Annotated in this window: 26 protein-coding genes; 25 read left to right on the top strand and 1 reads right to left on the bottom strand. The window is 66.4% G+C overall.

The window, feature by feature from the left end:
- Window positions 1-87: 87 nt before the first annotated feature.
- The 24 genes from AC07OZ_RS19065 to AC07OZ_RS19180 all read left to right on the top strand — a co-directional run bounded on the left by AC07OZ_RS19065 (window position 88) and on the right by AC07OZ_RS19180 (window position 17366).
- On the top strand, window positions 88-558 hold the full coding sequence (locus AC07OZ_RS19065; protein ID WP_495468663.1) for a head completion/stabilization protein: 471 nt from the start codon (window positions 88-90) through the stop codon (window positions 556-558).
- A complete protein-coding gene (locus AC07OZ_RS19070) occupies window positions 558-758 on the top strand; it encodes a tail protein X (RefSeq protein ID WP_377153693.1) in 201 nt (66 codons plus the stop codon). Before AC07OZ_RS19065 ends, AC07OZ_RS19070 begins: the two co-directional genes overlap by 1 nt.
- Window positions 759-760: 2 nt before the next feature.
- The gene (locus AC07OZ_RS19075) at window positions 761-1003 is read left to right on the top strand and encodes a hypothetical protein (RefSeq protein WP_495468664.1); all 243 of its coding nucleotides are present in this window, start codon (window positions 761-763) and stop codon (window positions 1001-1003) included.
- Window positions 1000-1569 (top strand): glycoside hydrolase family protein, encoded by a 570-nt coding sequence (locus AC07OZ_RS19080; protein ID WP_495468665.1) that lies wholly within the window; start codon window positions 1000-1002, stop codon window positions 1567-1569. The genes AC07OZ_RS19075 and AC07OZ_RS19080 overlap by 4 nt, the downstream gene beginning before the upstream one ends.
- On the top strand, window positions 1566-2123 hold the full coding sequence (locus tag AC07OZ_RS19085) for a lysis system i-spanin subunit Rz (RefSeq protein WP_495468666.1): 558 nt from the start codon (window positions 1566-1568) through the stop codon (window positions 2121-2123). Before AC07OZ_RS19080 ends, AC07OZ_RS19085 begins: the two co-directional genes overlap by 4 nt.
- Entirely contained in the window at window positions 2107-2592 is a 486-nt protein-coding gene (locus tag AC07OZ_RS19090) for a phage tail protein (RefSeq protein ID WP_495468667.1), read from the top strand. The genes AC07OZ_RS19085 and AC07OZ_RS19090 overlap by 17 nt, the downstream gene beginning before the upstream one ends.
- Window positions 2589-3041 carry a phage virion morphogenesis protein gene (locus AC07OZ_RS19095; RefSeq protein ID WP_495468668.1) on the top strand — a complete coding sequence of 151 codons (453 nt, stop codon included), beginning with the start codon at window positions 2589-2591 and terminating at the stop codon, window positions 3039-3041. The genes AC07OZ_RS19090 and AC07OZ_RS19095 overlap by 4 nt, the downstream gene beginning before the upstream one ends.
- Before the next feature lie 1187 nt (window positions 3042-4228).
- Window positions 4229-4909 (top strand): phage baseplate assembly protein V, encoded by a 681-nt coding sequence (locus AC07OZ_RS19100; protein WP_495468669.1) that lies wholly within the window; start codon window positions 4229-4231, stop codon window positions 4907-4909.
- Window positions 4906-5268, top strand: a complete 363-nt coding sequence (locus AC07OZ_RS19105) for a GPW/gp25 family protein (protein ID WP_495468670.1) — start codon at window positions 4906-4908, stop codon at window positions 5266-5268. Before AC07OZ_RS19100 ends, AC07OZ_RS19105 begins: the two co-directional genes overlap by 4 nt.
- On the top strand, window positions 5265-6260 hold the full coding sequence (locus AC07OZ_RS19110; protein WP_495468671.1) for a baseplate assembly protein: 996 nt from the start codon (window positions 5265-5267) through the stop codon (window positions 6258-6260). The genes AC07OZ_RS19105 and AC07OZ_RS19110 overlap by 4 nt, the downstream gene beginning before the upstream one ends.
- Window positions 6257-6904: a phage tail protein I gene (locus AC07OZ_RS19115; RefSeq protein WP_495468672.1), complete on the top strand. Its 648-nt coding sequence runs from the start codon at window positions 6257-6259 to the stop codon at window positions 6902-6904. Before AC07OZ_RS19110 ends, AC07OZ_RS19115 begins: the two co-directional genes overlap by 4 nt.
- On the top strand, window positions 6904-7413 hold the full coding sequence (locus tag AC07OZ_RS19120; protein ID WP_495468673.1) for a phage tail-collar fiber domain-containing protein: 510 nt from the start codon (window positions 6904-6906) through the stop codon (window positions 7411-7413). The genes AC07OZ_RS19115 and AC07OZ_RS19120 overlap by 1 nt, the downstream gene beginning before the upstream one ends.
- Complete coding sequence (locus AC07OZ_RS19125; RefSeq protein WP_495468674.1) at window positions 7410-8612, top strand: hypothetical protein; 1203 nt, start codon at window positions 7410-7412, stop codon at window positions 8610-8612. The genes AC07OZ_RS19120 and AC07OZ_RS19125 overlap by 4 nt, the downstream gene beginning before the upstream one ends.
- 2 nt (window positions 8613-8614) lie before the next feature.
- On the top strand, window positions 8615-8770 hold the full coding sequence (locus AC07OZ_RS19130; protein ID WP_377153659.1) for a hypothetical protein: 156 nt from the start codon (window positions 8615-8617) through the stop codon (window positions 8768-8770).
- Between the two features lie 8 nt (window positions 8771-8778).
- A complete protein-coding gene (locus AC07OZ_RS19135; protein ID WP_495468675.1) occupies window positions 8779-9039 on the top strand; it encodes a hypothetical protein in 261 nt (86 codons plus the stop codon).
- 55 nt (window positions 9040-9094) lie between these two features.
- Complete coding sequence (locus AC07OZ_RS19140) at window positions 9095-9898, top strand: DNA adenine methylase (protein WP_495468676.1); 804 nt, start codon at window positions 9095-9097, stop codon at window positions 9896-9898.
- Window positions 9899-10012: 114 nt separating this feature from the next.
- The gene (locus AC07OZ_RS19145; protein WP_495468677.1) at window positions 10013-10801 is read left to right on the top strand and encodes a hypothetical protein; all 789 of its coding nucleotides are present in this window, start codon (window positions 10013-10015) and stop codon (window positions 10799-10801) included.
- 254 nt (window positions 10802-11055) lie between these two features.
- Window positions 11056-12249: a phage tail sheath protein gene (locus AC07OZ_RS19150; protein ID WP_495468678.1), complete on the top strand. Its 1194-nt coding sequence runs from the start codon at window positions 11056-11058 to the stop codon at window positions 12247-12249.
- Window positions 12250-12311: 62 nt separating this feature from the next.
- Entirely contained in the window at window positions 12312-12821 is a 510-nt protein-coding gene (locus AC07OZ_RS19155; RefSeq protein ID WP_495468679.1) for a phage major tail tube protein, read from the top strand.
- Between the two features lie 14 nt (window positions 12822-12835).
- Window positions 12836-13129, top strand: a complete 294-nt coding sequence (locus AC07OZ_RS19160; RefSeq protein ID WP_495468680.1) for a phage tail assembly protein — start codon at window positions 12836-12838, stop codon at window positions 13127-13129.
- An 8-nt stretch (window positions 13130-13137) separates the two neighbouring features.
- On the top strand, window positions 13138-13254 hold the full coding sequence (locus AC07OZ_RS19165; protein WP_279759292.1) for a GpE family phage tail protein: 117 nt from the start codon (window positions 13138-13140) through the stop codon (window positions 13252-13254).
- 6 nt (window positions 13255-13260) lie between these two features.
- Window positions 13261-15867 (top strand): phage tail tape measure protein, encoded by a 2607-nt coding sequence (locus tag AC07OZ_RS19170; RefSeq protein WP_495468681.1) that lies wholly within the window; start codon window positions 13261-13263, stop codon window positions 15865-15867.
- A gap of 12 nt (window positions 15868-15879) precedes the next feature.
- On the top strand, window positions 15880-16332 hold the full coding sequence (locus AC07OZ_RS19175; protein WP_495468682.1) for a phage tail protein: 453 nt from the start codon (window positions 15880-15882) through the stop codon (window positions 16330-16332).
- The gene (locus AC07OZ_RS19180; protein WP_495468683.1) at window positions 16329-17366 is read left to right on the top strand and encodes a phage late control D family protein; all 1038 of its coding nucleotides are present in this window, start codon (window positions 16329-16331) and stop codon (window positions 17364-17366) included. The genes AC07OZ_RS19175 and AC07OZ_RS19180 overlap by 4 nt, the downstream gene beginning before the upstream one ends.
- A gap of 46 nt (window positions 17367-17412) precedes the next feature.
- Here the strand turns inward: AC07OZ_RS19180 and AC07OZ_RS19185 are convergent, their stop codons facing one another.
- Window positions 17413-17739, bottom strand: coding sequence for a helix-turn-helix domain-containing protein (locus tag AC07OZ_RS19185; RefSeq protein ID WP_495468684.1), 327 nt, complete (start codon window positions 17737-17739; stop codon window positions 17413-17415).
- Window positions 17740-17843: 104 nt separating this feature from the next.
- Here AC07OZ_RS19185 and AC07OZ_RS19190 point away from each other — a divergent pair, with 104 nt between their 5' ends.
- The gene (locus tag AC07OZ_RS19190; RefSeq protein WP_495468685.1) at window positions 17844-18056 is read left to right on the top strand and encodes a hypothetical protein; all 213 of its coding nucleotides are present in this window, start codon (window positions 17844-17846) and stop codon (window positions 18054-18056) included.
- Window positions 18057-18074: the final 18 nt, after the last annotated feature.

The following is an 18074-nucleotide window of genomic DNA, read 5'->3' on the forward strand; positions in this document are numbered from 1 at the left end:
ACCCCGGCGGCTCGGGCTGATCGCCAAGGACTTCGGTCTCGACGCGTGACGCCCGACCACCGCCGACCTAATTCGACCTCCCCGGACATGAGCTTCCTCGGTACTCCTCCCCTACCCGCCGCCGTCGACGAGCCCACGCTGAAGAACGACGGCTGGTTCCCCGACGTCGACCTGGCGCATCTGCGCGCCGCTTGCCGGTTCGACGGCACGGTGACGTCCAAACGGCTGCGCGAGGCGACGCTGGGTGCGATCGCCAGCGTCAACACCGAGCTGGCCGGGTTCAAGGAAGCGCAAGTCTTCGCGGGCCACATCGGCCTGGCCGAAGTTCCGGCACCCGCGCTGGACGGCGAGAGCGTGCAGCTGCAGCGCTACCGGCGCGCCGTCTTTGCGACGGTGCAGGCCGACCTGATCGAGCTGTACCGGGACTTCGACACCACCGGCGCGGGCGACAAGGCCGCCGAGAAGCTCGAGCTGCGCGTCGACGGCCTGCGGCGCGATCGCCGCTGGGCGATCTCGGCCATCCATGGACGGCGCCAGACGACGGTGGAGTTGATCTGATGCGTGTGCGCACGCTCCAGGGCGACACGGTCGACGCTCTGTGCTGGCGCCACCTTGGGCGCACGGAGGGCGTGGTCGCCCAGACCCTGCTTCTCAACCCCGGCCTGGCCGACCACGGCCCGGTGCTCCCAGTCGGCCTGCTCGTCGACCTCCCCATTCCACAACCCAGCACCCGCCCCATGGTGCAGCTCTGGACCTGACCGTGACCATCAAGCAGGAGTTCAAGGACATCGCCGTGCAGGCCATCGTCGCGACGCCGACCAGCGCCTGGGCGCTCATCACCTCGCTCACCCTGGCGCAGTGGATCGCGCTGATCCTGGGCGTGCTGCAGGCCGCCTATTTGCTGCGCAAGTGGTGGCGCGAGGAAACCGAATGGGGCCGCCGCATGCGCAGCCTCACGGGCCGACCTGTGAGCAACTCGCGCGCCGTCGAGGTGGAATCGTGAGCCGCGCCCGCATCGCTATCGGGGCGCTCACGCTCAGCGCCGTGGCGCTGGTCAACCTGGCTGTCAGCGAGAACTACGTCGAGGTCGCCACGGTGCCCGTGAAGGGGGATGTCCCGACGAACGGCTTCGGCAGTACCAGGCAGCTCGACGGCTCGCCCGTGAAGCTCGGCGACCGCACGACGCCCGTCGAGGCCTTGCAGCGCTCGCTGGCCTACATGCAGACGGCAGAGGCCGGCTTCCGCCGCTGTGTCGACGTGCCGTTGCACCAGGCCGAGTTCGACATCTATCTGGACTTCGCCTACCAATACGGCATGCCCACGCTCTGCGCCTCGCCGATCGTGCAGAACCTGCGCGCCCTGCGCTACGACCAAGCGTGCGATGCGCTGCTGCAGTACCGGTTTATGACGTCGGCGACGCCGCACGACGTCTGGGAGGTCGCGCGGCGAGACGCCGCCGGCCGGCCGATTCGTTGGAGGTTCGACTGCGCGACGCCCGGGAACAGGATCTGCGCTGGCGTGTGGACGCGCCAGCAGCGCCGGCACCAGCAGTGCAAGGCGGCCCAATGAAGCGCCTCTGCGACGGGGCCCTGCTCCTCGTGACCGCGCTCCTGGCCTTCTGGATGGGCTCGCTGCAGGGGCGGGCCCTGGGCGGCGCGCAGGAGCAGCTCGGCGCCGAGCGGCGCGAGCGCCAGGTGTCCGCCCAGCACACCGCCGCCATGCAGGCCGCCGACGCGCGCTACCGCCGCAGCGAGGCCGAGCTGCAGGCCAGCTACACCGCCGCCACCGAATCCCTGAAACGGACGCTGATCGATGAGAAGAAGCAACACGACCGCCTGGTGGCTGATCTGCGCGCTGGCGCTGTCCGGCTGTCAGTCCCTATCGTCGCCACCGCCGGTGCGGCTTGTGGCGCCGGCCTGGCCGGAGATCCCGCCGCTGCCGCCGGAGATCGGCACGAGGCGCGAGCCGAACTTGCGCCAGCGGCTGCTGAAGATCTTGCAGCCATCGCCGCCGACGGCAACGCCGCCGTCATCCAGCTCAACGCCTGCATCGACCGCTACAACGATGTCCGCCAGCACCTGAACGCACTGCGCGAGGGGATCGTTCATGCTCAAACCCAATAGCCTGCGCGATCACCTCTCCAGGGCGGTCCCGGCGCTCAAGCGCGACCCCGACAAGCTCAGCCTGTTCGTCAAGGAGGGCAAGCTGGTGAGTACCGCCGCCGGCCAGCTTTCCTTCGAGTACCGCTACACGCTCAACCTGGTCCTGCTGGACTATGCGGAGCACGCGGACGCGGTCATGGTGCCGCTGCTGGCCTGGCTGCGCAGCAACCAGCCCGAGATCGCAGAGAACGCCGAGCTGCGCGAGAAGGCGCTGCGCTTCGAGGTGGAGTTCCTCAACGCCAAGACAGTGGATCTCTCCATCGAGGTCGACCTCACCGAGCGCGTGCTGGTCAAGCCGCGTGAGGGGACGACGAGCTTTGACGTCAGGCACGTCGGCGAGCCCGCGCATGTCGGCGCCATGCCCGTCGGCGAACGCTGGGAGTTCTTCCTCGGCGATGAGCCGCTCGCGAGCTGGGACTACCCGGCGTGAGCGAGGACCTTCGCGCCTTGGGCGACTGGCTGGCGCCGCTGCTCGCCAACATCAGCCCCTCGGCGCGCCGACGCCTGGCGCGCGACCTGGCGCGAGATCTCCGCCGCCAACAGCAGCAGCGCATCGCGGCTCAGCTGAACCCAGATGGCTCGCGCTTTGAGGCGCGCAAGGCCACGCTGCGCGATCGCAGGGGGAAGATTCGCCGCGGTGCGATGTTCGCCAAGATCCGGACGGCGACGCATTTGCGCATCGACGCATCACCCGATGAGGCAAGCGTCGGATTCGCCGGACGCGTGGCCCGCATTGCCTCGGTCCACCAGTTCGGGCTGCGCGATCGCGTTCGACCAGGCGGGCCGGAGGTCCAGTATGCGCAGCGCCGCCTTCTCGGTCTCACGGAGACGGAGCGAGACCAGATCCGCGATCGCATCCTGCAGTTCCTCGCCGAGTGAGGTCACCCAGAAAGGGGTATGACCGTCAAAACAAGCCCTTACCCACCGGGAGGTCAGGCGCTGTCTTCCGAGAATTGACGCGCGCGAGGTCCCTCCCCCCTCGCGCGCACACCGGCAGCGCTGACTCGCCGTCCAGGCGCGGGCAGTCGCTGTCCATCTCGATAGAAGAACGCAGTACATCCATGCTTAGAAGAACGTCAGGGACGGCCGACCAAAACTCCAAGGCCGAATCACAACTTTCGGTTGCCCAAATCGCACGGGCAATCAACCTCGCCGACGAAGGCTTTACCGGCCTTCTGGACATGCTGGAGGCCGTAGAAGGGGCGATACCCGCCAGAGGGATCGCCGCACTCATGCGGCCTCACGTCAGGACCCTGACGCGCGCCAGCGCTGACCTCAACGATCACATCTGATCGGATCAAGCTGTGATTCGTGCACTGGATGTGAACGGATCCAGCCCCCCATGGGACAACGCCTGTAGCTGAAGAGCCGCTTAGGGTTGAGGGCGGATGTCAGGGCGGACGATCTGGATAGGAGACAAGCACCTGCCTCGATATGGCAACGTGTCGCACGAATATTGGAAGCGAAATCGCTGTACGCCCTTGCCGATCTTCTGACAGGCCTTCTCCTGCCACTCCGGGAGCACGTAAACAGCCGGCGAGTTCGGCGGCGGAAGTCTCGTCGCTCGTTGCGCCTCGTACCGTGAGTCCACGGCTGGGCCATTAAATCCAGATCGAACAACTGTTCCGACAATGACTGCGGTCCTATGTTTTTCCCCGACGACATAAAAGCGTTCGTCGTCCGGCGCTTCCAAGGTCGCCGCTGAGCAAGTCTGGACGTCGAGATCGACCCACACTTGGTTTGCCCACATTGGCCCGTCGGCCAGCGCATGTAAATGTATCGTCGCTCCTAAAAGTGCCAGCAGGTGAGCCCGCCAAATTTGAACAGCCACGGGCCTAGGTTTCAGCGTCTTCATCGCACCTCCCGAAATGTTGATAGAGGCATCCTAACGGGCCACATGCTGAACACACGCGACGCAGAATCCGTCGCGACCAGTCCGGCCCTGCAGTGTGCTCGTCAAACAAGCCCGCGAAGTCCAGCGCTCGCCTGCGGTTGCCGGTCGGCTCGGGTTTGCCTACGGCGGGCAACCCCCGCAGCACATGCTTCGCGCGAGGGCAACCGGCAACATGACCGGCATGGATTCTCCGGACATCAGCGAGCTGATCCGCCGCCTCGAAAACCTCTTGCGCCCCGGCACCATCGACCAGGTTGACGTCGACGCGGCGCTTGTCCGCGTCCGCTCTGGCGGCCTGATGTCGTCCTGGATCCGCTGGTTCACTCGTCGCGCCGGTGATGTGCGCGCCTGGTGCCCGCCGTCGGTCGGCGAGCAATGCATGCTGTTCTCGCCAGGCGGTGACCTCGCCAACGGCTTTGCGCTCGTGGGCCTCTTCAGCGACAGCCACCCGGCCAACGACAACCGGGCCAGCACCGATGCGACGCTGCATCCGGACGGCACCCTTGTCGAGTACGACCACGCCGCCCACCGACATCTGATCCAGTGCGTCGGCGACATCGTCGCGATCGCTCAGGGCAGCATCGCCAGCAATGCCGATGGCGACATCGCGCTGGACGCGCACGGCGACGTCTCGGCCCGCGCCGGCGGCGCCATGACCATTCGGGCAGCCCAGACGATCGTCATCGAGGCCGGCGCCAGCATCACCTTGAAGGTCGGCGCCGCCTCGCTCACGATTGGCGCAGGCGGCATCCAAGGATCGCCTGACATCGTCGTCGAGGGCATCAGCCTCACCAAGCACGCCCACAACAAGGTGCGAACCGGTGAGGACACCTCCGGCAGGCCCGTTCCATGAGCGGCCTGAACCAACGCACGGGCCGCGCCGTCGATGGCGTCGAACACCTGCGCCAGAGCGTGGCCGACATCCTCACCACGCCCATCGGCAGCCGTATCGCGCGGCGTACCTACGGCAGCCTGCTGCCCGAGCTGGTCGACCAACCGGACAACGGTGCCACCCGCGTGCGGATCTTCGCGGCCACCGCTGGCGCGCTCATGCGCTGGGAACCGCGCCTCAAGGTCAGCCGCATTCGCCTGGCGCGGGGTGACCGCCCCGGCCAGGTCGTCATCGAGCTGGAGGGTGTCTACCAGCCGCTGCAGGCCCAGCAGCAGGCCCTTGCGCTCGTCCTCCCGCTTCAGCTGAGGGCCGCGCTGTGATCGACCTCTCCCGACTGCCCGCCCCCTCGATCATCGAGGCGCTGGACTTCGAGACGCTGCTGGCCGAGCGCAAGCGCGCCTTCCTAGAGCTGATGCCTGAGGAGCAACGCGCCGACCTGGCGCAGGTCCTCAGCCTGGAATCCGAACCGCTGACCAAGCTCCTCGAGGAGAACGTGTACCGCGAGCTGATCTGGCGCCAGCGGGTGAACGAAGCCGCCAAGGCGTCGTTGCTGGCCTACGCCCAGAAAACCGACCTGGACAACCGCGCCGCCGACTACGGCGTGACGCGTCTGCTGCTGTCGCCGGCGGATCCAGAAGCCGTGCCACCGGTCGACGCCGTCTACGAGAGCGACGAGCGCCTGCGTTATCGCTGCCAGATGGCGCTGGAGGGGCTCACCGTTGCGGGGAGCCGCGGCGCCTACCACTTCCACGCCCTCTCCGCCAACGCCCACATCTCGGACGCGTCGATCGACTCGCCCACCTTCGAGGCGGTCGACGTCGGCGCCGAGCTGCGGGCACTGCTGCCTGCCGGCGCCATCGTGCTGACCTGCAGCTATGCCGCCGGCCTGGTCGATCCGCTGCCGGGCGACGTGACAGTGGCGGTACTACCGACCAAGGCCGCCACGGTCCCCGCCAACGAGCTCGTGGCCCTGACCCAGGCGGCGCTTTCCGCCGACGAGGTGCGCCCGCTGACGGACCGTCCCCGCGTGCTCAGCGGCATGCCCACCGACTATCTGGTCAACGCCGCGCTGGAGTTCGAGGACGGCCCGGACCACGCCGTGGTGCTCGCCAATGCCAATCAGCGCCTGCAGGACGCGATCGCGGCGGGAAGGAGGCTCGGCGGCCTTATGCCCCGGTCGGTGCTCTTCGCGGCCCTGCAGGCGCCCGGCGTGCGCCGCGTCTTGCTCGATCAGCCGCCCGTCGACGTCGTCTGCGACCTGCGCCACTACCCGAACTGCACTGGCGTGACGATCACGCAAGCCCTGGCATGACGCTCGGCCCGATCCCCTCGCTGCTGCCGCCGTCCGCCACGCGACTGGAGCGCGCCGCCGCTGCGGTCTCGGCGCCGACCATCGATCCGGCCCCGCTGCGCGCCCTGAGCGACTCCAGCCGGATCCCGGGGACGTTCCTACCTTGGCTCGCCTGGGGCGCGTCAACGGACGGCTGGCAGGAGGCCCTGACCGATGAAGCTCGACGGGCGCTCGTGCGCAACTCCGTCGCTATTCACCAGCGCAAGGGCACCGCAGGCGCCATCCGGCGAGTGCTGGACGCGATCGGTGCGTCGATCGACCTGGCGGAGTGGCAGCAGACAGGTGGCGTGCCCTACACGTTCACGCTCACCGTCTGGGCCGGCAACAACCCGATCGCCGGCGACGACGGTCTGATCAACCTCGAGCTGTACGCCCGCATCCGCCGCATGGTGGACGCCGTGAAGAACGAGCGCAGCCATTACCAGCTCAACGTCGGCGCCAGGTTCGACGGCGGCGTGCGCGTCGGCTCGGCGGTGACCACCAGCGCGATCGCGCGCGCCGCCGTCGATGCGCTACCGGTGCAGCCTTCGCCCATGTCCCAGCCCCTGCGCGTCGCGACCGCTGCACGGGTCGTGTCCATCGTTCGCGCAAGCATGGAATCTTGATGACCACCCTCGTGACCTACACCCTGGAGGTTGGCCTGGCGGCGCTGATGCAGCTGTCCGGTGACGGCCTCGCCGGCAAGCTCGCCTATGTCGCCCTGGGCGACGCGGGCTACACGCCCGTGCAATCCCAGCTCGGTCTGCGCAACGAGCGCGCTCGCTTCCCCATCGCCGGCGGAAAGGTCGTCGGGCCGCGCCAGTTCCATGTCGCTGCCAAGGCGGACGGCCCGAGCGAGTTCTGGGTCCGAGAGGTGGGCTTCGTGCTCAGCGACGGCACCTTCATCGCCGTATGGAGCGACCCGCAGAAACCTCTGGCCTACAAGGCCGCCGGCACCGACCTGCTGCTGGGCTTTGACCTGGCGCTGTCCGGCATCCCAGCCGGCTCGGTCGTCATCGAGGCGACCGGCGACCTCAACCTGTCGATGGCCGGTGAGTTCGCCACGCTGGCGAGGTCCGTCGTCGACCTCCAGCGCATCACCCTGAAACCCTACCTTTCCGGAGCCCTGAAATGAGTTTGGAACAGCAAGTCGCCGACCTGGTCACCTCGACCAACGCACTCACGACCGAGGTCGTCACCAAGATGGGGAAGATCGACGCGGCAGTCGCCGCGGCGACCGCTGACCTGAAGTCGAAGGCGTCCCTGCGCACCGCATCCTTCAAGAACCGCATCATCAACGGCGACATGCGCATCGACCAGCGTAAGGCCGGCTCCGTTCAGGCGGCCCTGAGCTTCACCGGCGGCGTGTCGGTCTTCGCAGCAGATCGCTTCCGTTCGAACTGGAGCCAGATGCCGACCGGGATCGTGAGCTTCCAGCAGGTCTACGGCGACGCGCCACTAGGCTTCAGCCACTCGATCAAGGTCTCCGTCACCGCCGCCGAGGCGCCCGCCGCCGACAAGATCGGCACGATGACCACGTTGATCGAGGCGTCCAATGTCACGGACTTCGCGTTCGGTACGGATGACGCGGTGCCGACGTGCCTCACCTTCTGGGTCAAGTCGACGGTTCCGGGCACCTACACGGTCGCGCTGTCCTCTGGCCCCACGGCCACCGACACGCAGTACCTCGCGAACTACACGGTCAACGCCGCGAACAGCTGGGAGCGCAAGGTCATCGCCCTGCCGGCGCCGAAGACCGGCGCCTGGCAGCGCGCGGGTACGGGTGTCGGTGTTCGCCTCGACTGGAACCTCGGCAGCGGTGCGAACTTCATCAGCAACAACAAGAACGTCTGGACGGTCGGTCGCGCATTCCGTACGCCCGGCGACGTCAACCTCATCGAGCAAATCAGCTCGTGGCAGCTCAGCGGATGCCAGTTCGAGAAGGGCACCGAAGACACGCCGTTCGAATTCCGGCCGATCACGACGGAGCTGGCGCTGTGCCAGCGCTACTACTACCAGACGGACGCCTTCGAGACGATCGCCCAATCTGACCAGAGCGGCGCTGGCGCCTACGGCGTCTCGCCGAACAACAACTGGTGCTTCTCCATGACGCCGACGCCGCCGGTGGTCATGCGCGCCAACCCGACTGTGATCGTGAAGTCCGCGACGGGCGGTCGGGCCCCTGGCACGGTTTCCGACTGGACTGGCGGCGCCAACGTGACCTTCACCAGTGCCAGCGCGCCTGCGCACGGCACCCCTCGCATGATCGGCCTCAACCTTTTCACCGCCGGTCGCGCCTATGCCTTCGATTACTCCCTCAACGCGGAACTCTGACCATGTACACGATCCTCAAGCACCCCGACGACAGCATCGAGTCCATCAAGCGCGAGACGGACGGCGCCTTCATTCCCGCCGACGAGAACAACGGCGATTACCAGGCCTTCCAGACCTGGTGCGCCGAGGGCAATGAGCCCGAGGTGGTCGAGTTGTGAGCATCGCCATGCTCATCCCCCACGATAAGGCGCTGCATGCCCTTGCCGGCGTCGTGCTGTTCGCGATAGCGCGAGGCGTCGCGTTGGTCCTCGGCGCCGCAGACTCCGAGGCCGCGATTGCGGCATGCGCGGTCGTGGCCATCGCGGCATGCGCGAAGGAAGCCTACGACCTCCACCATCGCGCCAAGCACACGCCCGACCTTGTCGACGCCGCAGCGACCGTCATCGGTGGCCTGATCGCCCTCGCGTGCGGCGCCGGCGGCCTCTAGTCCATCCCGTTCCCAGCAGTAGTCGGGCGCCCTCGCGGCGCCCGTTCTCCTTCCGATGTATCAACCCTCCCCCATCGTTCCATGGCTCGGCGGCAAGCGTCGCCTGGCAGACCGCTTGATCCCCCTCTTCCCGCAGCACGACTGCTACGTCGAGGCCTTCTGCGGCGGGGCCGCGCTCTACTTCCTCCGGCCGATGCCAGCGAAGACCGAGGTCCTCAACGACATCAACGGCGAGCTGGTAAACCTCTACCGGGTCGTCCAGCACCACCTCGAGGAGTTCGTCCGCCAGTTCAAATGGGCCCTCTCCAGCCGCGAAGTCTTCAAGTGGCAGCAGCTCACGCGCCCGGAGACGCTCACCGACATCCAGCGCGCCGCACGGTTCTACTACCTGCAGCACCATGCCTTCGGAGGCCGTGTCGCGGGTCAGAGCTTTGGCACCGCGACGACTGCGCCGGCCATCAACCTCTGTCGCATCGAGGAGCAGCTCAGCGCGGCCCATCTGCGCCTGGCCGGGACGTACATCGAGAACTTGCCCTGGCTCGACGTGATGCAGCGGTATGACCGCGCCCACACCTTCATTTATGCGGATCCTCCGTATTGGGAGACCGAGGGCTACGGTACCGACTGGACTTTCGACAACTACGAGCGGATGGCCGAGCTCATGCGTAGCGCGAAGGGCAAAGTCATGGTCAGCATTAACGACCATCCCGAAATCCGGCGCTGTTTCGAAGGCTTCTGGATAGAAGGCCTGGAGATCCGGTATTCCGTGGGAAATGGTCGCGCTGTGGAGCAGCGCCCCACAGCTGGCGAGTTGGTCATAACGAACTGGGACGCGTCAACTGCGGGTGGTCTCTTCTGAACGTCTGCCTGGATGAAAGAGGAACAGCCGCCAGCCAACGTTCCGACGAAGGCGCCGTTCGGACTATGCTTCGCAGTCGTTGTAGTCGCCTTCAATCGAATGTCGAGGCAATCTATGGGAATCAAGAACTGCGCTCGCGGCAAGCTCCTTAAATCAACACGATCACCACTTCATGCCGTCTGTTGCACCCTGCTGGCGAGCACACTCCTCCACTCGCCAGCTTGGGCTGATGTCATTCGTCCAGAGGGTCAGCGGTGGGTCTCCGTCAAGGTGGCGTCTTGCTCAGCCGTCACTTTCGAAGCACCAAAACCGAAGCACCATAACTTCGTCAGAGGCGAAAAATTTCGCACAGCCTTGATCACGGGAACCGTCGAAGACGAAGGGCTTCTCGTCCTGAGGCGGGAATCGGTGCCAGATAAACAAGGTCAAAGCGTCGTCACGCCATCACGCGGAGCGTCCGTTGCGTTCGTCCTTAGAGATTGGAGTGAGGAGATCTGCGACGGGCTACCGGGGACTGTGGAGCGCCTCGAGTACAACTACGACTGCGACACGTTGCCCCGCAGGGGTGCCTGCATACCGCCGTTCCCGCTGGTCACGATAAGCAAGCGCTACAAGATCACTGAGGGCGCATGCGGTCGCCTGATCTTTCGCCAGAAGCTGGGCGCTGACTTCCAGGCAGCACTGCAACGCGTTAGCGAGTCCATGATGTCCTCCCAGCGGACGAACTGCGACGCTAAGCGCGGCCCTTGCCGCATAGAGACTAAGCAAATTCGGGCAGAAGGTATTGCGGAACGTCTGGAGGCGATCGGCGTGATAGACCGTAATGGAGTTTCGTCCGGATCAATTTCAACAGTCATCAGCTCTTCGGGCGATCAGTACTCGATTCAATCGTGTCCCGATTAGCAGCGATCGCGCTTTTTTCTGCATTTCATCCTGTGTGACTAGCGTGCATCACGGGTAGAAGGGCCACCGCTTTGAGCACAGCCATCGCCATCCCGGCAAGTAGATTTTTGACAAGGGGTTTGCACACTTCCGATAGACCCCACATCAAGTGACTTCGTGCGAGGCCACGCGCACATTGGCGGCTCCTTCTCGGAGCCGCCAGCACGTCAGGGTTTCGTCCCGGTGCGGGCTCCCCCTTCTTCCCAAGGAGCCCCATGGCACTCGACTCCTATCACCACGGCGTGCGCGTTATCGAGATCAACGAGGGCGTGCGCCCGATCCGATCCATCTCCACCGCCATCATCGGTCTCGTGGCCACGGCCTCCGACGCTGACGCTGGGACCTTCCCGCTGGACAAGCCGGCGCTGATCACCAACGTCAACTCCGCCATCGGCAAGGCCGGCACGAAGGGCACGCTCGCCGCGGCCCTCGATGCGATCAGCCAGCAGTCCTCGCCCATCATCGTCGTGGTGCGCGTCGCTGACGGCGTCGGTGAGACCGATGAAGCGAAGGCCGCCGACCAGGTCAGCAAGATCATCGGCACGACGCTGCCCTCCGGCCAATACACGGGCATGAAGGCGCTCCTCGCGGCTCAGACCCAGCTCGCCGTCAAGCCGCGCATCCTCGGCGTCCCTGAGTACGACTCCGAGGAGGTGACGACCGCGCTGGTCGCGATCGCGAAGAAGCTGCGCGCCTTCGCCTACGCCAGCACCGCCGGCGCCGAGACGATCGCCGAGGCGATCACCTACCGGGACAACTTCGGCGCCCGCGAGCTGATGCTGCTGCACCCCGAGTTCACGCGCTGGGACACCACGACCAACGCGACGGTGAGCGTGTCGCCGGTGGCCTACGCCCTGGGCCTGCGCGCCAAGATCGACCAGGAGGTCGGCTGGCACAAGACGCTGTCCAACCTGCCGATCAACGGTGTGACCGGCCTGTCGCGCGACATCTATTGGGACTTGCAGGAGTCCGCGACCGACGCCGGCCTGCTCAACGAGAACGAGGTCACCGCGCTCATCAACGCCCAGGGCTATCGCTTCTGGGGTTCGCGCACCTGCAGCGATGACCCGCTGTTCGCCTTCGAGAGCGCCACGCGCACCGCACAGGTCCTGGCGGACTCGATCGCCGACGCGCACTTCTGGGCCGTGGACAAGCCGCTGCACCCGTCGCTGGTCAAGGACATCCTCGAAGGCGTGAACGTCAAGTTCCGCGAGCTGAAGAACTCCGGCTACATCCTCGATGGCAAGGCCTGGTACGACGAGGAGGCCAACTCCGCCTCCTCGCTCAAGTCCGGCAAGCTCATCATCGACTACGACTACACGCCGATCCCGCCGGTGGAAGACCTCTCCTTCCGCCAGCGCATCACGGACAAGTACTTCGCGGACTTCGCCGCGCGCGTCAACGCCTGACGCCACCTCGCCGCCGGCGGTCGCCGGCGGCGCCCTCCTCTCTCCCTCAGCAGATCTAAGCCATGGCATTGCCCCGCAAGCTCAAGAACTTCATCCTCTTCAACGACGGCGTCCGCTACATGGGCGAGATCCCGGAAGTGAACCTGCCCAAGCTCAGCCGCAAGACCGAGGACTATCGCGGCGGCGGCATGAACGGCCCCATCAAGCTCGACAACGGGATGGAAGGCATGGAGATGGAGTGGACCGCCGCAGGCTACCTGCGCGAAGTCTTCACGCAGTTCGGCACGCTGAAGGTCGACGGCGTGCTGCTGCGCTTCAACGGCGCCCTGCAGGCCGACGACATGGAGCGCCCCCAGACGCTGGAGGTCGTGGTCCGTGGTCGCCACACCGAGATCGATCCCGGCAAGGCCAAGGCCGGCGACAACACCGAGGTGAAGATCAAGACGGCCCTGAGCTACTACAAGCTCACGCTTGACGGCGAGCTGCTCGTCGAGATCGACTTCGTCAACATGATCGAGACCATCGGCGGCATCGATCGCCTGGCCGAAATCCGCGCTGCCCTGTCCATCTGATCCCACAACCGACCATGACCACCACTACCGTCACTCTCGACCAACCCATCCAGCGCGGCACCCAGGACATCAACCAGGTCGAGCTGCGCAAGCCCAGTGCCGGCGAGCTGCGCGGCGTCTCCCTTTTCGACCTGGTGCGCATGGACGTCGCTGCCGCGCAGACCATCCTGCCGCGCATCACGGTCCCGCCGCTGACGCGTCCCGAGATCGACGCCCTCGACCCTGCCGACCTGTTCCAGCTCTCTGCGGAGATCGCGGCTTTTTTGTCGCCGAAAGCCGCGAAGGCGCAGGACTACCAGACCGTGTAGAGGATGCGATGGCGGACCTCGCCATCGTCTTCCACTGGGCGCCGTCCGACATGGACGGCCTCTCGATCCCCGAGCTGATGGACTGGCGAGAGCGCGCGCGGTCCCGGCATGAACCGTCCGAGTGAGCCGCCATGGCAATGAGCGACCTGCGCTTGCAGGTGATCCTTCAGGCAATCGACCGCGCCACGGCGCCCCTGCAGCGCATCAACACCGGCAGCACGGCAACGGCCAAGGCGCTGCGCGAGACGCGCGAGCGCCTGAAGGAGCTGGGCACCCAGCAGAAGGCGATCGGCGAGTTCCGCGAGATGCGGACCGGCCTGGACGCCACCAGCGCCAAGCTCGAGAACGCTCGGGAGAAGGCGGCCCGGCTTGCCCGTGAGCTCAGCCAGGTCGGCCCGCCGACCAAGGCCATGACGGCCCAGCTTGCCTCGGCGCGCCAGGTCGCCCGCGACCTGGCCGATCAGCATCAGCGCCAGAGCGTGCAGCTCCAGGCCGTCCGCGACCGGCTCAGCGCCGCCGGCATCAGCACCCGGGACCTCGCCACGCACGAGCGAGATCTACGCTCGAGCATGGCGTCGACCACCGAGAGCATCGAACGGCAGACGGCAGCGCTGCGCGAGCTCGCGGAACGCCAGCGCCGCAGCGCCGCCGCCGGCGCTGCCCTGTCCAAAGCCCAGGCCCTGCAGGGCAAGCTCACCGGCGCCGGCGTTGCCATGGGTGCGACGGGCGCCGCGATCGGCGCCCCGATTGCCATTGCCGTGCGGGACTTCGCCTCCTTCGAGGACCACATGCTGGGCATCGCGCGCCAGGTGCAGGGCGCCCGAGACGACGCCGGCAGGCTCACGCCCGTCTACGCCGCAGTCCGGCAGCAGATCCGCGAGCTGGGCCGGGAGATCCCACTGGCGACGAACGAGATCGCCGACATGGTCACCGCCGGCGCGCGGATGGAGGTGGGGACCGAGCAGCTCAAGGAGTTCACGCGAACGGCGGCGATGATGGCGACGGCGTTCGATGCCGTGCCTGGCGAGATCGCCGAGCAGATGGGCAAGGTCGCCAAGAACTTCAAGATTCCCATCCTGCAGATCGAAGGCCTGGCCGACTCGATCAACTACCTCGACGACAACGCGATCTCCAAGGGCGACGAGATCATCAACGTCCTGAACCGGATCTCCGGCGTGGTCTCGACGGTCAAGATGAGCGCGCAGGATGCCGCCGCGCTGTCCTCCACGCTGCTGACGCTGGGCGAGCGCCCGGAGACCGCAGCGACGGCCATCAACGCCATCACGCAGAAGCTGGCCGCTGCCACCAAAGGGACGAAGAAGTTCCAAGTTGCCGTCGACGAGATCGGCCTCAAGAGCAAGGACATCCAGCAGGGAATGGCGACCGATGCGTCGGCGACCTTCGACAAGGTCATCGCCGGCATCCGCAAGCTGCCGGAGAGCCAGCGCATCGGGGTCATGGTCGAGCTGGTCGGACTGGAGCATTCCGACACGCTGGCCAAGCTGGTCGACAAGCCTGAGGAGTTGGCGCGGCAGCGCGAGCTCGCGAACGGCACCGCGGCGAAGGGCTCCATGCGGCGAGAGGCTGACGCGCGCAACCAGACGACGTCGGCGCAGTGGGTCATGGCGAAGAACCGGGCCTTCGAACTGACGACCACGCTCGGCGAGGCCTTGAAGCCCGCCCTGGTCGACATCATGACGACCTTGGGGGCGATGGCCTCGAAGTTGGCGGCATTCGCCGCTGCGCACCCCGGCCTGGTGAGCTTCATCCTGAAGGCCGCTGCTGCCCTCTCCGTGCTCTTGGTCGTCGGCGGCACGGTCACGGTCGCCCTCGCCTCGTTGATCGGCCCCTTCGCACTCCTGCGCTACGGCATGGCGATGATGAGCATCAGCGGCGTGAGCGTCGTCTCTGTGATCGGGCGCATCGGCAGCGCGCTGCGCATCGCCGGGCAGGCGGTCCTCTGGATCGGGCGTGCACTGATGACCACGCCCATTGGCCTGGCGATCACCGCGATCGCGCTGGCCGCTTTCCTGCTCATCCGCTACTGGGAGCCGATCAAGGCCTTCTTCGGCGGCATCTGGAACAGCATCCGCGAGGCGTTTTCCGGCGGGATAGGCGGCGTCTCCGCGCTGCTACTGAACTGGTCTCCGCTGGGGCTCCTGTACCAGGCATTCGCCGGCGGCATGCGCTGGTTCGGCTTCGACCTGCCGCAGAAGTTCAGCGAGTTCGGCGCGAACATCCTCCAAGGCCTGGCCAGCGGCATCACAAGCCGCTTGGCGCTGGTGCGAGACGCCATCAGCGGCGCCGCAGACGGCGCGATCGGTTGGTTCAAGGAGAAGCTGGGCATCCGCAGCCCGAGCCGCGTCTTCATCGACGCCGGGGAGGATATCTCCAACGGCGCCGCCGCCGGCGTCGCCAATCGTCAGGACAGCGTCCGCCGCGCTGTCATGGCGATGGCCGCTGGCGCCACCGTTGGCATGCCTGCCGCAGCGATGAAGGCTGCGCCAGGCGCCGGCCCCTTGTCTTCCGCGCCATCCGTGCAGATGGACCGGAGGGCTCCGCTGTCCGCGCCGGCCGCCGCCGCACCTGTGGCCTCCGGCGACAAGTACGAGATCCACATCCACGCCGCGCCCGGCATGGACGAGCGCGCGATCGCGCGCGCCGTCGCCGCCGAACTGGACCGGCGCGAACGCTCAAGGTTGGCGGCGCGCCGGTCCAGCCTCAACGACATCAGCTAAGGGGACCGCACCATGATGATGGGCTACGGCCAATTCGTCTTCAGCCTGCCAACGCTGGCCTATCAGGACCTGCAACGTCAGTCGGCCTGGCGCCATCCCAGCAACAGCCGCGTGGGCGCGCGTCCTGCCCGCCAGTTCCTCGGCCCGGGCGAGGACACGATCAACCTGTCCGGACTTGTGGCGCCGGAGTTCACCGGCGACGTGGCGAGCCTGGACCAGTTGCGCGAGATGGCGGACGCGGGCCGCGCCTGGCCGCTGGTGTCTGGCGTCGGAGAGGTCCTCGGCGCCTTCGTCATCGAGAGCCTGAACGAGACGCGCACCATCTTCATGGACGACGGCAGCGCGCGGCGCATCGAGTTCCAGCTCCAGCTGAGCCGCGTCGACGAAGACGAGGGGACCGAGCTGGGTGTGGACGAGGCCTCGACGAGCGACGCGGCACCGGCGGATGCAGGAGTCGGCGAGTGACCCGCAGCAGCTACCCAGCGCCGGACTACCGCCTGGTCGTGGACGGCACCGACATCACGGTGAAGATCAACCCTCGGTTGATCAGCCTCAGCCTGACCGAGTGCCGCGGTGGGGAGGCGGACCAGCTCGACCTGGTGCTGGACGACACCGATGGTCGCCTCGCCATCCCGCCCAAGAAGGCGACGATCTCCCTGCAGTTGGGTTGGGCCGGCCAGGCGCTGGTCGACAAGGGCACGTTCGTCGTCGACGAGGTGGAGCACAGCGGCGCGCCTGATCAGCTCCAGATCCGCGCGCGCAGTGCCGACATGGCGCAGACGCTGAAGGTGCGCGCCGAGAAGAGCTGGCACCAGCACAACCTCGGCACCATCGTCGGATCGATCGCGGCCAAGCATGGGCTTACGCCGCGCATCGACAAACGGCTGGCCGCCACCGTGGTGAATCACATCGACCAGACCAACGAGAGCGACCTCAACTTCGTCTCGCGCCTGGCGAAGCGATACGACGCGGTCTCGACGATCAAGAAGGGCTCGCTGTTGTTCATGCCGATCATCGGGACACGCGACAGCAAGGGCCAGTCTTTGAGCCCACAGACGATCTCCCGCGACCTCGGTGACAGCCATCGGTTTCACTCCGCAGAGCGAGAGGTCTACAGCGGTGTTCGTGCCTATTGGCACGACGCGAACCGAGCCAAGCGTCGGGGCGTTCTCGTGGGTTTGAGCGGCAGCGCGAAGCGGCTGCGCGACACCTATGCCAACCAGGCGGACGCCCTTGCCGGCGCGAAGGCCGAGTGGCAGCGCATACAGCGTGGGGCCGCGACGCTGGAACTCACGCTGGCGCGGGGACGGCCCGAGCTGGGACCGCAAACGCCTGTGACGGTGGACGGTTTCAAGCCGGCGATCGACGCAGTTGCATGGCTGGCGGTGAAGACCACGCACATCCTCGGCGAAGGCGGCCTCACGACTCGAATTGAGCTGGAGACCGCAAAAACAGCCATCGACAACGTCGAGGTAGAGAACGTGGCTAGCGAGGACTGAAAGGATGGCTTGTCGCTGCCAAGCTCTCGGAGGATCGCTGCGGGTCTCAGCCAGTGGAGCTGGTCAATGCCTTCAGCACTCTAAGCGCGACGACTCGATCTTGCTCGCTCAAGAGTCCAAGGAGTGCGAGCGCCTCCGCGTCCGCCGACGAGAGCCCGCTAGCAGCCTTCTCAGCCGGAACGCCGGTCAACAGGTAATGCGCGTCCACCCCGTGACCGGTCAGGGCGATCAGGTACTGCGCATCCGGGCTTCGCTCGCCCTTCTCATAGTTGACCTGGGCGGACTTCGTCACGCTTCCCAGCGCAGCGAAGTCAATTTGATTCAGCCCCAGTTTCAGGCGCTCCTCGCGCAGACGTTCCCCAAAGGTAGCCAAATGGCCTCCAAATCATTGACAAGTCGTCATTTGACGAACACAATTTGTGCATCCACTCACATCCTGAGGATACACACCGAATCCTCGGAAGCGTCTAAGCACCTATGCCCAAAGCTGCAACGAAACGCGAGAGCAAGAAGAGTCGTGCCCCGACCGGCGTGCTGTCGCGCAGTCCGATTTCGTTGCGGCTCTACGCCGAGGAACTGGCTCGGGTGAAGGCCGGCGCGCTGAAGGAACAGCGCACCGATTCCGCCTTCGCCCGGCTGCTCGTGCTCTACGCGTTGAAGGCCTTCGAGGCCGGTAAGCCCATTTCCTGAGTTCTCTCCTTCTGTTCA

The organism is Roseateles sp. GW821-FHT09G03 (assembly GCF_059416045.1).

Excerpts from the sequence above, each read along its gene's own strand:
- AC07OZ_RS19070 (WP_377153693.1), top strand. The coding sequence starts at position 558 with ATGCGTGTGCGCACGCTCCAGGGCGACACGGTCGACGCTCTGTGCTGG.
- AC07OZ_RS19065 (WP_495468663.1), top strand. The coding sequence starts at position 88 with ATGAGCTTCCTCGGTACTCCTCCCCTACCCGCCGCCGTCGACGAGCCC.
- AC07OZ_RS19100 (WP_495468669.1), top strand. The coding sequence starts at position 4,229 with ATGACCGGCATGGATTCTCCGGACATCAGCGAGCTGATCCGCCGCCTC.
- AC07OZ_RS19150 (WP_495468678.1), top strand. The coding sequence starts at position 11,056 with ATGGCACTCGACTCCTATCACCACGGCGTGCGCGTTATCGAGATCAAC.
- AC07OZ_RS19140 (WP_495468676.1), top strand. The coding sequence starts at position 9,095 with ATGTATCAACCCTCCCCCATCGTTCCATGGCTCGGCGGCAAGCGTCGC.
- AC07OZ_RS19125 (WP_495468674.1), top strand. The coding sequence starts at position 7,410 with ATGAGTTTGGAACAGCAAGTCGCCGACCTGGTCACCTCGACCAACGCA.
- AC07OZ_RS19170 (WP_495468681.1), top strand. The coding sequence starts at position 13,261 with ATGGCAATGAGCGACCTGCGCTTGCAGGTGATCCTTCAGGCAATCGAC.
- AC07OZ_RS19090 (WP_495468667.1), top strand. The coding sequence starts at position 2,107 with ATGCTCAAACCCAATAGCCTGCGCGATCACCTCTCCAGGGCGGTCCCG.
- AC07OZ_RS19105 (WP_495468670.1), top strand. The coding sequence starts at position 4,906 with ATGAGCGGCCTGAACCAACGCACGGGCCGCGCCGTCGATGGCGTCGAA.
- AC07OZ_RS19145 (WP_495468677.1), top strand. The coding sequence starts at position 10,013 with ATGGGAATCAAGAACTGCGCTCGCGGCAAGCTCCTTAAATCAACACGA.
- AC07OZ_RS19160 (WP_495468680.1), top strand. The coding sequence starts at position 12,836 with ATGACCACCACTACCGTCACTCTCGACCAACCCATCCAGCGCGGCACC.
- AC07OZ_RS19130 (WP_377153659.1), top strand. The coding sequence starts at position 8,615 with ATGTACACGATCCTCAAGCACCCCGACGACAGCATCGAGTCCATCAAG.
- AC07OZ_RS19190 (WP_495468685.1), top strand. The coding sequence starts at position 17,844 with ATGCCCAAAGCTGCAACGAAACGCGAGAGCAAGAAGAGTCGTGCCCCG.
- AC07OZ_RS19135 (WP_495468675.1), top strand. The coding sequence starts at position 8,779 with ATGCTCATCCCCCACGATAAGGCGCTGCATGCCCTTGCCGGCGTCGTG.
- AC07OZ_RS19175 (WP_495468682.1), top strand. The coding sequence starts at position 15,880 with ATGATGATGGGCTACGGCCAATTCGTCTTCAGCCTGCCAACGCTGGCC.
- AC07OZ_RS19115 (WP_495468672.1), top strand. The coding sequence starts at position 6,257 with ATGACGCTCGGCCCGATCCCCTCGCTGCTGCCGCCGTCCGCCACGCGA.
- AC07OZ_RS19155 (WP_495468679.1), top strand. The coding sequence starts at position 12,312 with ATGGCATTGCCCCGCAAGCTCAAGAACTTCATCCTCTTCAACGACGGC.
- AC07OZ_RS19165 (WP_279759292.1), top strand. The coding sequence starts at position 13,138 with ATGGCGGACCTCGCCATCGTCTTCCACTGGGCGCCGTCCGACATGGAC.
- AC07OZ_RS19085 (WP_495468666.1), top strand. The coding sequence starts at position 1,566 with ATGAAGCGCCTCTGCGACGGGGCCCTGCTCCTCGTGACCGCGCTCCTG.
- AC07OZ_RS19120 (WP_495468673.1), top strand. The coding sequence starts at position 6,904 with ATGACCACCCTCGTGACCTACACCCTGGAGGTTGGCCTGGCGGCGCTG.